At 67.1% G+C, this 13,461-nt stretch carries 14 protein-coding genes; 8 read left to right on the top strand and 6 right to left on the bottom strand.

Going from position 1 to position 13,461, the window contains the following annotated elements:
- The first annotated feature begins 62 nt into the window (after positions 1–62).
- Together KW835_RS06970 and KW835_RS06965 are read left to right on the top strand one after the other, a co-directional pair.
- A complete protein-coding gene (locus KW835_RS06970; RefSeq protein ID WP_218381637.1) occupies positions 63–1,109 on the top strand; it encodes a methionine ABC transporter ATP-binding protein in 1,047 nt (348 codons plus the stop codon).
- A gap of 21 nt (positions 1,110–1,130) precedes the next feature.
- Positions 1,131–1,796 carry a methionine ABC transporter permease gene (locus KW835_RS06965; protein WP_218381636.1) on the top strand — a complete coding sequence of 222 codons (666 nt, stop codon included), beginning with the start codon at positions 1,131–1,133 and terminating at the stop codon, positions 1,794–1,796.
- A gap of 263 nt (positions 1,797–2,059) precedes the next feature.
- On the opposite strand, the gene KW835_RS06960 is transcribed toward KW835_RS06965, so the two are convergent.
- Together KW835_RS06960 and KW835_RS06955 are read right to left on the bottom strand one after the other, a co-directional pair.
- On the bottom strand, positions 2,060–3,118 hold the full coding sequence (locus KW835_RS06960) for a tripartite tricarboxylate transporter substrate binding protein (RefSeq protein ID WP_255593352.1): 1,059 nt from the start codon (positions 3,116–3,118) through the stop codon (positions 2,060–2,062).
- 135 nt (positions 3,119–3,253) lie between these two features.
- A complete protein-coding gene (locus KW835_RS06955) occupies positions 3,254–4,342 on the bottom strand; it encodes a tartrate dehydrogenase (RefSeq protein WP_218381635.1) in 1,089 nt (362 codons plus the stop codon).
- 119 nt (positions 4,343–4,461) lie between these two features.
- Between KW835_RS06955 and KW835_RS06950 the strand changes: the two genes are divergently transcribed.
- A complete protein-coding gene (locus KW835_RS06950; protein ID WP_218381634.1) occupies positions 4,462–5,430 on the top strand; it encodes a LysR substrate-binding domain-containing protein in 969 nt (322 codons plus the stop codon).
- Between the two features lie 26 nt (positions 5,431–5,456).
- On the opposite strand, the gene KW835_RS06945 is transcribed toward KW835_RS06950, so the two are convergent.
- Entirely contained in the window at positions 5,457–6,308 is an 852-nt protein-coding gene (locus KW835_RS06945) for a DMT family transporter (protein WP_218381633.1), read from the bottom strand.
- A 119-nt stretch (positions 6,309–6,427) separates the two neighbouring features.
- On the opposite strand from KW835_RS06945, the gene KW835_RS06940 reads away from it, so the two are divergent.
- Positions 6,428–7,375, top strand: coding sequence for a LysR family transcriptional regulator (locus KW835_RS06940; RefSeq protein ID WP_218381632.1), 948 nt, complete (start codon positions 6,428–6,430; stop codon positions 7,373–7,375).
- Between the two features lie 6 nt (positions 7,376–7,381).
- Here KW835_RS06940 and KW835_RS06935 read toward each other — a convergent pair whose 3' ends face one another.
- Both KW835_RS06935 and KW835_RS06930 read right to left on the bottom strand, forming a co-directional pair.
- A complete protein-coding gene (locus tag KW835_RS06935) occupies positions 7,382–7,951 on the bottom strand; it encodes a GNAT family N-acetyltransferase (RefSeq protein ID WP_218381631.1) in 570 nt (189 codons plus the stop codon).
- Complete coding sequence (locus KW835_RS06930) at positions 7,948–8,586, bottom strand: helix-turn-helix domain-containing protein (RefSeq protein WP_218381630.1); 639 nt, start codon at positions 8,584–8,586, stop codon at positions 7,948–7,950. The genes KW835_RS06935 and KW835_RS06930 overlap by 4 nt, the downstream gene beginning before the upstream one ends.
- A 116-nt stretch (positions 8,587–8,702) precedes the next feature.
- On the opposite strand from KW835_RS06930, the gene KW835_RS06925 reads away from it, so the two are divergent.
- The 3 genes from KW835_RS06925 (at position 8,703) to KW835_RS06915 (ending at position 11,529) form a co-directional block, all read left to right on the top strand.
- The gene (locus KW835_RS06925; protein WP_218381629.1) at positions 8,703–9,797 is read left to right on the top strand and encodes a DUF6817 domain-containing protein; all 1,095 of its coding nucleotides are present in this window, start codon (positions 8,703–8,705) and stop codon (positions 9,795–9,797) included.
- A gap of 139 nt (positions 9,798–9,936) precedes the next feature.
- Positions 9,937–10,734, top strand: coding sequence for a MetQ/NlpA family ABC transporter substrate-binding protein (locus KW835_RS06920; protein ID WP_218381628.1), 798 nt, complete (start codon positions 9,937–9,939; stop codon positions 10,732–10,734).
- A 243-nt stretch (positions 10,735–10,977) separates the two neighbouring features.
- Positions 10,978–11,529 (top strand): NADPH-dependent FMN reductase, encoded by a 552-nt coding sequence (locus KW835_RS06915; protein WP_218381627.1) that lies wholly within the window; start codon positions 10,978–10,980, stop codon positions 11,527–11,529.
- Positions 11,530–11,651: 122 nt separating this feature from the next.
- On the opposite strand, the gene KW835_RS06910 is transcribed toward KW835_RS06915, so the two are convergent.
- Positions 11,652–12,296: an FMN-dependent NADH-azoreductase gene (locus KW835_RS06910; RefSeq protein WP_218381626.1), complete on the bottom strand. Its 645-nt coding sequence runs from the start codon at positions 12,294–12,296 to the stop codon at positions 11,652–11,654.
- 134 nt (positions 12,297–12,430) lie between these two features.
- Here KW835_RS06910 and KW835_RS06905 point away from each other — a divergent pair, with 134 nt between their 5' ends.
- On the top strand, positions 12,431–13,378 hold the full coding sequence (locus KW835_RS06905) for a LysR family transcriptional regulator (RefSeq protein ID WP_218381853.1): 948 nt from the start codon (positions 12,431–12,433) through the stop codon (positions 13,376–13,378).
- The last annotated feature ends 83 nt before the right edge of the window (positions 13,379–13,461 follow it).

Raw genomic sequence — 13,461 nt, 5'->3', positions numbered from 1 at the left:
TTCACTGACATGGGCGCCGTAGCGGGCCGACACCTCGGCCTGTGCGGCGCTCTCGCATTTCCATGATCGACTTACGGGGTATCACCCAAACCTACCAGGGCTCACAAGGCCCGGTCGAAGCCTTGAAGGGCATCGACCTGCACATCACGTCCGGCGAAGTGTTCGGCATCATTGGCAAGAGCGGCGCTGGCAAGAGCTCGCTGGTGCGCGTCATCAATCTGCTCAACCGCCCGACCACCGGCCAGGTGATCGTGGACGGCCGCGACCTCACCCAACTGAACGAATCGCAGCTGCGCGAGGCGCGCCGGGACATCGGCATGGTGTTCCAGCACTTCAATTTGCTGTCGTCCCGCACCGTGTTCGACAACGCCGCGCTGCCGCTGGAGCTCGCCGGCATGGACAAGGCGGCCATCCGCGAGCGCGTGAACCCGCTGCTGGAGCTGGTGGGCCTGTCGGCCCTGGCAGACCGCTACCCCGCGCAGATCAGCGGCGGCCAGAAGCAGCGCGTGGGCATTGCGCGCGCGCTCGCCAGCCGGCCCAAGGTGCTGCTGAGTGACGAAGCCACGTCCGCACTGGACCCGGAGACCACGCGCTCCATCCTCGACCTGCTGCGCCAGGTCAACCGCGAGCTGGGCCTGACCGTGGTGCTCATCACCCACCAGATGCAGGTCATCAAGCAGGTGGCCGACCGCGTGGCCGTGATCGAGGCCGGCCGCATCGTGGAGCAGGGCCGTGTGCTTGACGTCTTCACCCGCCCGCAGCAGCCCATCACCAAGAGCCTCATCGACGAGATCCTGCCGCAAGAGCTGCCCGCCAGCGTGCTCGACCATGTGCGCAAGCTCGCAGGCCAGCTTGATGCCGGTCGCACGGGCCGGCTGCTGCGCCTGTCCTACGCCGGCGACAGCGCCTACCAGCCCATCCTGTCGCAGCTGATCCGCGAGTTCGGCGTCGACATGAGCATCCTGCACGGCCAGGTGGACGAAATCCAGGACGAGACCTTCGGCTCGCTGGCCGTGTACGCCAGCGGCGAGGCCGGGCGCCTGTCGGGTGCCGTGGCGCACCTGCGCGCAGGCGGTGTCGAAGTCCAAGAAGTCGCTGTGGCAGGCTGAAAGCAGAGGAAGCAAACAACCATGTTCAACAATTTCACCCCCGCCATGCTGGACCTGTTCGCGTCGTCTCTGTGGGAGACGCTCATCATGGTGGGCATCTCCGGCATCGTCGGCGGCCTTATCGGCGTGCCCCTGGGCGTCTTCCTGCGGCTGACGGACCACGGCGGCGTGCTGGAAAACGGCCCTACCAACAAGCTCGTGGGCTGGCTGGTCAATGCCGTGCGGTCCACGCCATTCATCATTTTGCTGGTGGCCATCATCCCGTTCACGCGCTTCATCACCGGCTCGTCCATCGGCACGGCCGCGGCCGTGGTGCCGCTGACCATCGCCGCAGCGCCGTTCGTGGCGCGCCTGGTGGAAGCCGCGCTGCGCGAGGTGGACCATGGGCTGGTGGAAGCCGCCCAGGCCATGGGCGCCACCACCGGTCAGATCGTCTGGAAGGTGCTGCTGCCCGAGGCGCTGCCCGGCATCGTGGCGGGCCTGACCATCACCTTCGTCAGCCTCACTGGCTACTCCGCCATGGCCGGCGCCATTGGCGGCGGCGGCCTGGGCGACCTGGGCATCCGCTACGGCTACCAGCGCTTCCTGCCCGAGATCATGCTGGCCGTGGTGCTGGTGCTGATCTTCTTCGTGCAGGCCGTGCAGAGCCTGGGCGACTGGGCGGTGCGCAGGTTGAGCCACCGCTGAGCCGGACGGTGCATGCTATTGAATCAATAGCTGCTGACGATTGATGGTCAAGCGCAGACGGCCTTTTTTTCCTCAAATTCGGCCTCCACCGCCGCACCCATGGCCGCGCTTGTCTTCACTCCCTCCCCCCCTTGTGGGAGAGGGCGGGGGAGAGGGGGCGCACAGGCACGCCGCGTCGATTGATTGCCTCTCCCCAACCCTCTCCCGCAAGGGGAGGGCGAGCCTGGCAAGCGCCCTCGGACCGGCACACGCCATGCGGTTCTTCAGTCGGTGGTGATCTTGTTGTCTGCCACCAGCTTGCCAAAGCGCGCGGTGTCCGCAGCGATCTGCTGCCCCATCTGCGCCGGGGTGTTGCCGATGGGCTCGGCGCCGATCTCTTGCATGCGCTTTCTGAAGTCGGGCGACTGGATCACTTTGACCATCTCGGCGTTCAGCCGCTCCACCACCTCGGGCGGGGTGCGTGCGGGAGCAAGTACGCCGAACCAGGTGCCGATGTCAAAGCCCAGAAAGCCGCTTTCCGCCAGCGTGGGCACGTCGGGCAGCGACGAAGACCGCCTGGCCGTGGTGACCGCCAGCGCGCGCAGCTTTCCGGCCTTGATGTGGGGCAGCACAGGGGTCACGGTGTCGAACGACATCGATACCTGGCCGCCCAGCAGGTCGGTGGTGAGCGGGCCGCTGCCCTTGTAGGGCACGTGCAGCAGCGGCTGGCCGATGGCTGCTGCGAACTGCGTGCCGATCAGGTGCTGCGCCGTGCCCGCGCCGTTGGAGCCGTACGAGAACTTGTCGGGCGCCGCCTTCATCAGCGCCACCAGTTCCTTCACGTCCCTGGCGGGCGTGGTGGCGGCCACGGCGAGCACGTTGGGCACCAGCGCCACGGAGGTGATGGGCGCAAAGCTCTTCTGGAAGTCGTAGCCTAGTTTCTTGTACACACTGGTGGCGATGGTGTGGTGCACGGCGCCCATCAGCAGCGTGTGGCCGTCGGGCGCTGCCTTGGCCACGTAGTCCGCGCCGATGGTGGCGCCGGCGCCGCCACGGTTCTCGACGATGACGGGCTGGCCCAGGGCCGCGCCCAACTTTTCGCCGAGCGCGCGCGCCAGTACGTCGGTGGTGCCGCCTGCGGCGAACGGCACGACGATGGTGACGGGCTTGGTCGGCCAGGCCTGGGGCTGGGCCAGCGCCTGGGTGCCGGGCAGCAGAAAGGCGCCTGCGGCGATGGCGGCCGCGCACAGCAGACCTCGCCGCAGGGGTTGTGCGAACAGGTGGCCGGGATACAGCGCGGCAGGTACGCTGCCGGTGCGCCGGTGGGTGTCACGGTGCTTCATGCTTGTCTCCTTCATGGTTGTTGTGGCGTGCGGCGCATGACTTCGCTGGTCATGGGGGCCGGCCCCGTGCCGGGCAGGGGCGGGCTTTTTTTGGCACCCGTGCCGGGTGGCACCAGGCGCCCGGGTGCGCAGGCATCAGGCGGCGCGCTGCAAGGGCTGGCGCGCGAGCAGCTCGCACACGGCGTCGGTCACCTGCGCCGTGGTGGCGGTGCCGCCCAGGTCGCGGGTGTGCAGCGCCGGGTTGGCGGTGACCTGTTCTATCGCCTGCATCACCTGCACGGCCGCCGTGGTTTCGCCCAGGTGCTCCAGCAGCATCACCACCGACCAGAAGGTGCCGATGGGGTTGGCCAGGCCTTTGCCCATGATGTCGAAGGCCGAGCCGTGGATGGGCTCAAACATGCTGGGGAAGCGGCGCTCGGGGTCGATGTTGCCCGTGGGCGCGATGCCCAGGCTTCCGGCCAGCGCAGCGGCCAGGTCCGACAGGATGTCGGCGTGCAGGTTGGTGGCGACGATGGTGTCCAGCGTGGCGGGGCGGTTGACCATGCGGGCCGTGGCGGCATCGACCAGTTCCTTGTCCCACTTCACGTCGGGGAACTCCTGGCCGACCTGCGCGGCGATCTCGTCCCACATCACCATCGCATGGCGCTGGGCGTTGCTCTTGGTGATGACGGTGAGCAGCTTGCGGGGCCGGGACTGGGCCAGTCGAAAGGCAAAGCGCAGGATGCGCTCCACGCCCACGCGGGTCATGATGGACACGTCGGTGGCCGCCTCGATGGGGTGGCCCTGGTGCACGCGGCCGCCCACGCCGGAGTATTCGCCCTCGGAGTTCTCGCGAACGATGACCCAGTCCAGATCCTTGGGCGCGCAACGCTTGAGCGGGGCGTCGATGCCCGGCAGGATGCGCGTGGGCCGCACGTTGGCGTATTGGTCGAACCCCTGGCAGATCTTCAGGCGCAGGCCCCACAGCGTGATGTGGTCGGGGATGTCCGGGTCGCCGGCCGAGCCGAACAGGATGGCGTCCTTGCCACGCAGAGCGTCCAGGCCATCGGCCGGCATCATCACGCCGTGTGCGCGGTACCAGTCGCCGCCCCAGCCGAAGTTCTCGAACTCGAACTGCAAGCCTGCGTGCTGGGCGGCCAGTGCCTGCAGCACGCGCTGGCCGGCGGGAATCACTTCCTTGCCGATGCCGTCTCCGGGAATGGTGGCTATTGCGTAGGTGGTCATGGTGGTAGGGCGTTGAACGCCGTGAGTGGCTGATTGGATGGTGCGGACTGTAGGCCTGGACGCTGCGTTGGAACGGCGATAAAGTGAATCCATCGTTAACTCTGAGTTGAAGATTGCTCATGAGCTCCAGCACCATCCAGCCTGCCGAACTGGGCTTTTTCTCCACCCTGGCCGCCAGCCCCAGCCTGAGCGCCGCGGGGCGCGAGATGGGCGTGTCCACAGCAGCCGTCAGCAAGCACCTGGCGCAGATGGAGCGGCGCCTGGGCGTCGTGCTGGTGAACCGCTCCACGCGCCGCATGAGCCTCACGCCCGAGGGCGAGCTGCTGCTGGAGCACGCGCGCCGCATCCTGCGCGAGATCGACGCGCTGGACGAGCTCATCGTGCAGTCCCGCGCCAGCCCCAAGGGTCTGTTGCGCGTGAACGCCACGCTGGGCTTCGGGCGCATGCACATCGCCCCCGTGATCTCGGACTTCGTGCGGCGGTACCCCGAGGTGGATGTGCAACTGCAGCTGTCTGTGCACCCCCCGCCCATCACCGACGATGCCTACGATGTGTGCGTGCGTTTTGGCGAGCCGCCCGACGGCCGGGTGATAGCCCGGCGCATCGCCCCCAACCGGCGCGTGCTGTGCGCCGCGCCCGCTTACCTGGAGCGCCATGGCCGGCCGCGCGTGCCGCGCGACCTGATGGCCCACCAGTGCATCGGCATCCGCCAGGGCGACGAGGCCTACGGCCTGTGGCGCCTGACCACCGGGCGCGGCAGCAAGGCGCACACAGAGTCCATCAAGATCACCGGCAACCTGACCACCAACGACGGCGAGATCGCCGTGCTGTGGGCGCTGCAGGGCCACGGCATCGTGATGCGTGCCGAGTGGGACGTGAAACGGCACCTGGCGCAAGGCCTGCTGGAGCCCGTGCTGCCGCACTACCAGACCCCTGCGGCCGACGTGTACGCGGTGTACCCGCAGCGCCATCAGTTCTCCACGCGCGTGCAGACGTTCGTGAAGTTCCTGGCCGAGGCTTTGGCGAAGTCGGGCGAACTGGCGGGCGTGGGCGTCCCGGCGGACAAGCGTCCTGCGAGAGGGGCTTGATCGTTCCGGGGGCACTCACCCGCGAGTCAGGACGACAGCCGCACCATGAGCAGCCCTGCGCACACCAGCGCGACCGACACCATGCGCGCCGCTCCCATGCGCTCCTTGAGAAGCCAGGTCGAAATCAAGGCCACCAGCAGCACGCTGGTCTCGCGCAGCGCAGACACCGCGCCCATCGGTGCGCGCGCCAGTGCCCACACGGCAATCCAGTACGCCCCCATCTGCATCGAGCCGGCTGCACCGCAGCGCAGCAGCATGGCGCGGTCCACGCAAAAGGTGCGGGGCCCCTTCCAGAGAAGCACGATGAGCGCCGTGGCAATGCCGTCACCCAGGGTCAGCATGACGGCAAAGCCGATGGCCGAGCCCGCCTGTCGCGCGCCCAGCGCGTCCACCACGGTGTAGGCGGCAATCAACACACCCGTCAGCAGCGCATAACCCACGGCCCTGCGCTGGCTGGCCCGGTGGCCGGCGCTGCGCACAAGCGCCAGCGACAGCACGCCCGCGCACAAACAGGTCACGCCCCACAGGGCCCCGCTGCTCGGCCATTCACCCGCGAACAGTGCGGCTCCCAACATCACCAGCAGCGGCGCAGAGCCCCGTGCGATGGGGTACACCTGGCCCATGTCGCCATGGTTGTAGGCCACGGGCAGGGCGAAGTGGTAGGCCGTGTGGACGACGATCGACAGCACCAGCAGCGACCAGCTGGTTGCTGCTGGCATGTCCACCCACGGCAGGGCGAGCAGCGAAAGCCCGCTGCCTGCCAGCGTGGTGATGGCCATGGCGGTGATGCGGTCGCCGCCCACCTTGATGGCGCTGTTCCACCCCGCGTTGAGTGCTGCGGACAGCAGCACGATGAGAAAGACGTCGTTGGTCAGCATGGTGATGAAGTCCGCGCAGTGGCGGTTCTGTTGGGCATTTGTTTTGGCTGCGCGGATCATCTTTTTCCATCAGACATCTGTAAAGTTGAATTAAATGACGATTGAAATCAGGATTTCTGATGCGAAACCTCAACCTCGACCAGGTGCAGACCCTCATTGCGATTGCCGACCTGGGCACGCTGGCCGCAGCCGCGCAGGCCCTGCACCTGGCGCCACCCACGGTCAGCCTGCACATCAGTGAGCTGGAGTCCCGTCTGGGCGCGGCGCTGGTGGTGCGCGGCCGGCGCCAGGCCAGCCTGACGCCGGCCGGCCAGCTGCTGGTTGACGCGGGGCGGCGCCTGCTGTCCACGTCCGACGAAGTGGTGGAGCGGGTGCGCCGGCGTGCACAGGGGCTCGAAGGCGTGGTGCGTCTGGCTACCACGGCGGGGGTGAGCGCAGACCTGTTGCCTCCGCTGCTGGAGCACCTGGCCCGCCAGGGCCCGGGAGTGGACGTGAAGCTGGACGTGCTCAGCTCTGCCGAGTCCATGGCTCGGCTGCGGGCCGGCACGCTCGACCTGGCCATCGTCGCGCTGCCACAGGCTTCGGGCAACGGGGTGCAGGTGGACCCCTGGCGCAGCGACCCCATGGTGGCGTTGGTGCCGGGCGCATGGAACGCGCCTGCGCAGGCGACGCCGCAATGGCTGGCCGATCAACGCTGGATGTCGTTCGGCCCGGCCACGCAGATGTACCGGCTTATCGCCGGCTGGTTTGCGCAGGCGGGCCTGAACCCCCGGCCCCGCATGGAGCTGAACCACCCCCTGGCATTGCGCAGCCTGGTGGCGGCGGGCCATGGCGTGGCGGTGCTGCCGCTGGAGCAGCCGGGCGTGGGCGGTTCCGATGCGCATGGGCAAGACACAGAGGGTCTGCTGGTGTGCCCGCTGCATCCGCCCCTGCTGCGCGAACTGGGCCTCGCACGCCGCGCGTCAGAGCTGCACGACCCCGCCATCCAGGCGGTGTGGCGGGCGCTTGAGGCATTTGCGACCCCTTCTGTGGATGTGCGACAGGCGGCCGCAGGCGACCCGACCTAGCATCCGCTACGGCGCAGGCGCATGCCCTGCAGGGTCCAGCCGCCGGCAAAAGAACGTGGTGGCGCACAGGGCTCCGTCGGGCATCAGGGCGTAGTCGGGCACCGTGCCCACGCGCTGCCAGCCGGCGCGCAGGTACAGGCGCTCGGCATCGCCGCCGGTCACCGTGTCCAGCACCAGAATGGTTTTGCCGGCATCGCGCGCGGCGTCGTCCACGGCGGCCATCAGGAGCTGGGCCACGCCCCGGCGGCGGGCGCGGCGGTGGACCAGCATCTTGGCCACGTCGGCGCGGTGCGGCTGGTTGTCTGGCATGGCGGTAATGAGCTGCACGGTGCCCACGATGGCGCCGCCGGAGTCCTCGGCCACCAGCAGCACGCGCTCCTTGCGCGCCACGCCGTCGGCCACGCCGCGCCAGAAGTCCATCGCCTTGGCGTGCGGCAAGGGCCACATGAAACTCACCGATGCGCCACCCTGCACACAGTCGATCAGCACGTCGGCCAAGGCCTCCGCGCTGGCGGCGGCCTCGTTGGCACCCAGGCGCCGGATGGTGATGTCGGTAGCGCACAGGGCATGGGTCATGGTTTTCTCCGGGCGATCTTTGCCATGGCGCCAATGTTGGCGATGCCGGCCATGGGGGCAGGGGAGAGCGTGGTCAAGGCGACCAGGTAGCGCGCGGGCTGCGCCCCGGGGTTGTGGAACACGATGGGCTGGTTGAGCTGCATCGCCAGGCAGTCGCCGGCGGACAGCTTCCAGGTGGTGTCGCCCACCGTCATGTCCATGCGGCCCTTGGTCAGCCAGACCTGCTGGTGGATGTCGGCGTCGCGCACGGCCGAGTCCAGCGCCACGCGCTGGCCGGGCGGGAACACCACCTCCACCAACTGCAGCGGCGATGGCGCGGGGGGCGAGAGGCGGCGGCGCACATAGCCCGAGGCCGGGTCCTGCCACTGTGGCTGGTCGGCGGCGCGGATCAGCGGTGAGGGGGCTGCGCCGCCGGCGTCGGTGTCGCCGCTGTCGTCGAAGAAGGACGCCAGCGCCACACTCAACCCGATGGCGAGCTTGTCGAGCACTGCGGCGGTAGGGCTGCTCTGGCCGCGCTCGATCAGCGAGATGTTGGAGCGGCTCACGCCGCTGCGTTCTGCCAGGGCTTCGAGCGAGTATCCGCGAGCGTCGCGCAGGTAGCGCAGCCGGCGGGCGATGCGGGTGTTGATGTCCATGGTGGCAGTTTAATGGAAATTGAATCCATAAAAATGGATTTTAGCCCCCGCCTGCGCTCCCGGCTGATACTGTGTGTACATTGCATTCGCCCCCCCCAAAAACCGGAGACAAGATCATGAGCCTGCCGTTTCAACCGCTGGACGCCGACCTGTTCGCCCGCGCACAGCACCTGCTGGACGAGGAGTGGCTGGCCCGCGACCCCGATCTCGCGCCCGTTCTGCCCACCGTGTTGGCGCGCAACGTGGGCCAGGACTGGCACAAGGCGGGCACCTTTCGGCACCACCTGGTGGGCGTGGCACGCTCGCTCACCCTATGGCAGCAGCCGCGCGATGTGCGTTTGCTGGGCCTCTTGCACAGCGTTTACGGCAACGCCTTCGTGGATCTGGTGAAGTTCGACCCCGCCAAGGAGCGGGCCCGCGTGCGCGAGATCGCGGGAGAATCGGCCGAACACCTCGTGTACCTGTTCTGCACGCAGTCGCGCACGCAGTTCGTACAGAAGGTGCTGGCCGGCGCGCTGGCGGCCGATGGCAGCCTGGTGCTGGAAAAGGACGGCCAGCCGCACACGCTCACGCCTTACGAAGTGGCGGCTTTCATCGTGGTGAGCATGGCGGACACCATCGAGCAGTGGTTCAGCTGGCAGGACGACATATTTTCGCGATTTCCGGCCGTGCAGCACCGGCCGCAGCCCGTGCACTGGGCGGCGTCGCTCTGGCCCGGCCCGATGCGTCCCAGCGGGCGCATGGTGTCGCAGATCAACGGCCTGGGGCGGGCGCTGCAGCACCCCGGCCTCAAGGGATTGCTGCCCGTGCCCCCGGTGTTCGGCCACTGCATGCAGGGCCTGAGTGCGGCGGACGAAGCGGCGGCGACATCGCTGTACTGGTCGGTGATACAGCAGGACCAGCCGCTCGTGGACCTGGATGTCGCCACCGGCGTGCTGGAGAGCGCCGTGCGCCACAACCCCTGGGTGGGCGAGCCGCAGATGGTGCTGGCGCAGCTGTACCTGTCGGCCGGCCGCACGGACGAGGCGCAGGCCGCAGCCGCCAGCGCGCTGCAGCTCTTTTGCGCATGGGGCAATTCGTGGGACAAACGCGTGCAATGGGACGCCTGGGTCGCATGGACACGCATCCTGCTGCAGGGCGCCACGGTGCACGGCACCTGGCCCGAGCGCTTGGACAAGCTCAACAACGTGGCGTTGAGGTCCGCAACCTGATGCTGTGCGAACGGTGGAACAACCCGGGATGGCAGGGTTTTTATTCGATTTTGTTTTAAGGAAATAAAAACCTATTCTTTCCAGTTTTATCAGGTAAACCCTAATATGCGAAACATCTCTTAACGAAAAGGTGTTTCCCGTGAACAAGCGCTCCCTGCTGCAAACCACTCTCGCCCTGGCCCTGGCCGCAGGTTTCTCCACCGGCGTCATGGCCCAGGACAAGCCCCTGAAGATCGGCGTGACGGGTGGCCCCCATGCCCAGATCTTCGAAGTGGTCAAGAAGGTCGCCGAGAAGGACGGCCTGAAGATCCAGGTCGTCGAATTCAGCGACTACGTGCAGCCCAACGCCGCCCTGGCCGCAGGAGACCTGGATGCCAACAGCTACCAGCACAAGCCCTACCTGGACGCCCAGGTCAAGGACCGTGGCTACAAGCTCGTGCCCGTCGGCTACACCGTCAATTTCCCCATCGGCCTGTATTCCAAGAAGGTCAAGAAGCTCGAAGACCTGAAGGAAGGCGCCAAGTTCGGCATTCCCAACGATCCCACCAACGGCGGCCGCGTGCTGCTGGTGCTGCAGGACAAGGGCCTGATCAAGCTGCGTGACGGTGCCGACCTCAAGGCCACGCCGCTGGACGTGGTGAGCAACCCCAAGAAGCTCAAGTTCGTCGAGCTCGATGCAGCCCAACTGCCGCGTTCGCTGGATGACCTGGACGCATCGGCCATCAACACCAACTTCGCGCTGTCGGCCGGCCTGAACCCGGGCAAGGACGCCATCGCGCAGGAAAACGCCAAGAGCCCCTACGTCAACCTGATCGCCGTGCGCGAGGCCGACAAGGACAAGCCCTGGGTTGCCAAGCTGGTCAAGGCCTACCACTCGGACGAAGTGAAGAAGTTCATCCAGACCGAGTTCAAGGGCTCGGTGTTGCCAGGCTTTTGATGGTGCTGATGACCCGGACACAGGGGCACCCACCGGGTCACTGACATTGTTTCCAACTGAAAATGGCTGCCGCCGCTTGATATGAAAGCGCCAGCAGCTATTTTTTTGATAGCGAATGGCTGCAGCATCCCCTGCCTGGGGCCGCCCGCAGCGGCCTGTGCGCTTGATACGGCCGGGTCGGCCACCTAGGATGCATGGTCCCCCCGCTTTCAAACGGCATCCACCACCAAGGAGAGAGTACCCATGGCCCAGCTCAACATCGCTGTCATCGTCGGCAGTCTGCGCAAGGATTCGTTCAACCGCCAACTGGCCACTGCACTCGCCCGTCTGGCGCCGCAGGACGTGACTTTCACGCAGCTGCGCATTGACGACCTGCCGCTGTACAACCAGGACGACGACGGCCAGCAGGCCGCCTCGGTGCTGCGCCTCAAGGGCGAAGTCAAGGCCGCGCACGGCGTGCTGTTCGTCACGCCCGAGTACAACCGGTCCGTGCCCGGTGTGCTCAAGAACGCCATCGACCATGGCTCGCGGCCGTATGGCCAGAGTGCGTGGGCCGGCAAGCCGGCGGGCGTGATCGGCGCGTCGGTGGGGGCCATCGGCACCGCGCTGTCGCAGCAGCATTTGCGCAACGTGCTGGCCTATCTCGACATGCCCACGCTGGGCCAGCCCGAAGCCTTCATCCACGCCAAGGAGGGCCTGTTCGACGCCGATGGCAATGTTGGCGAAGCCAGCCGCAAGTTCCTGCAGGGCTGGGTGGACAAGTACGTGGCCTGGGTGCGCCAGCACCAGGGCTGATGCACCGAACCCAACAGACCAAAAAGACGAAGGGCCTGAACACTTCCCGCCAGGGAAATGCGCAGGCCCTTTGCAGGTGCGCGCTGCGTGCGGGCGGCCATGGCGGGCCGCCCCCGGGGGCGTTACGCCACGGCGGCCACTTGCGGCTGGTTGGCAGCCGTGCTCGCGTGGGCCTCAATGTCGCGGTCGGCGTTGGCGAAGGCCTGGGCCTTCGCGTCTGGGCCCATGCCCACGCCTTCGGCGCGCACGAAGCGTACGTCGGTGATGCCGAAGAAGCCGAACACCACCTTCAGGTAGCTCTCCTGGTGCTCCATGGCCTGGCCACCTTCGCTCGACGAATACACGCCGCCGCGGCTCGACGCCACGATCACCGTCTTGCCACCGGCCAGGCCCACGGGGCCCTTGTCGGTGTACTTGAAGGTGCGGCCGGCCTGGGCGAGGCGGTCTATCCAGGCCTTGAGCTGGCTGGGGATGGAGAAGTTGTACAGCGGTGCACCGATCACGATCACGTCAGCAGCCAGGAATTGGCTCACCAGCGCTTCGGACAGCGCGTTTTCCTGGCGCTCGACGTCGGTTGCGGCGGCCTGGCCCGTGCGAAAACCCAGGGACTGGGCCGACAGGTGCGACGGCGCCTGTACTGCCAGGTCCAGATATTGCACGCTGGTACCAGGGTGCGCGGCCTTCCACGCAGCCACGGTGCGGGCGGTCAGTTCGCGGGAGACGGATTGTTCGCCGGTGATGGCGGAGTCGATGTGAAGCAGTTGCATGAGAGAACTCCTTGGAATGTGGTCCGGTGGGTGCCACGGTGTGTGGCCATGGGAAGAATTGTGGGGACTCATCAAAATGTTGATAAGGTGGTGAACTTGCGATAGATTGTTCTATCAGTGGAACGATGAACTTTATGCAAGACCTCAACGACATGCTGTATTTCGCCGAAGTGGTGGAGCGCGGTGGCTTTGCAGCTGCGGGCCGTGCCCTCGGCATTCCCAAGTCCCGCCTGTCGCGGCGCGTGTCTGACCTGGAAACCCACCTGGGCGTGCGTCTGCTGCAGCGCACCACCCGCAAGCTGTCGTTGACGGAAGTTGGCGAGGCCTACCTGCGCCACTGCCAGGCCATGCGCGAGTCGGCCCAGGCGGCGGCAGACACCGTGGCCCAGGTGCAGACTGCGCCGCGCGGCACCATCCGTGTGAGCTGCCCCGTGACCCTGGCGCAGACGGTGCTGGCCGAGCTGATGCCCAAGTTCCTGGCGGACTACCCCGAGGTACGGGTCGAGATGATGGTGAGCAACCGCGCAGTGAACCTGGTGGAGGAGGGCATCGACGTGGCTCTGCGCGTGCGCCCTTCAGTGGAGGACAGCGGCAGCATGGTCGTCAAGCGCCTGGACCATGCCACTCAGATTCTGGTGGCCAGCCCCGAGCAGCTCATCCGCCAGGGCACACCCCAGACACTGGAAGATCTGGCGCGCCTGGACAGCATCGCCATGTCGGCGCCCGACGGCCGCTCCACCTGGAACCTGATCGGCCCCGGCGGCGTCCACCAGGTGGTGCACCACGCGCCGCGCTATGTGGCGGACGACCTGCTCACGCTCAAGATCGCGGCCATGGCCGGGACCGGCATCTGCTGGATGCCCGACTACATGTGCTACGAGGAGATCCGCGCCCGCCGCCTGGTGCGCGTGCTGCCCGACTGGGCGCCGCTGCCCGCCATCGTGCACGCCGTGTTCCCGTCGCGCAGAGGCCTTTCGCCCGCGGTGCGCCGCTTCCTGGACTACCTGGGCGAGGCCATGCCGGGCCGCAGCAGCCAGGTCACCCGGCAGGCGATGGAGGGGGTGGACGGCTCCAACATCTAGGAATCTGTTCAAGGAGTTTTCACGGTCGCTCCTTTTCCATGACTCCCGTTTTTGGCGCCACAATGCAACCAATTGCAACTGAA

Source organism: Acidovorax sp. sic0104, assembly GCF_019219095.1.
GTDB lineage: Bacteria > Pseudomonadota > Gammaproteobacteria > Burkholderiales > Burkholderiaceae_C > Acidovorax.
This window is presented reverse-complemented; position numbering and strand designations above follow the sequence as displayed.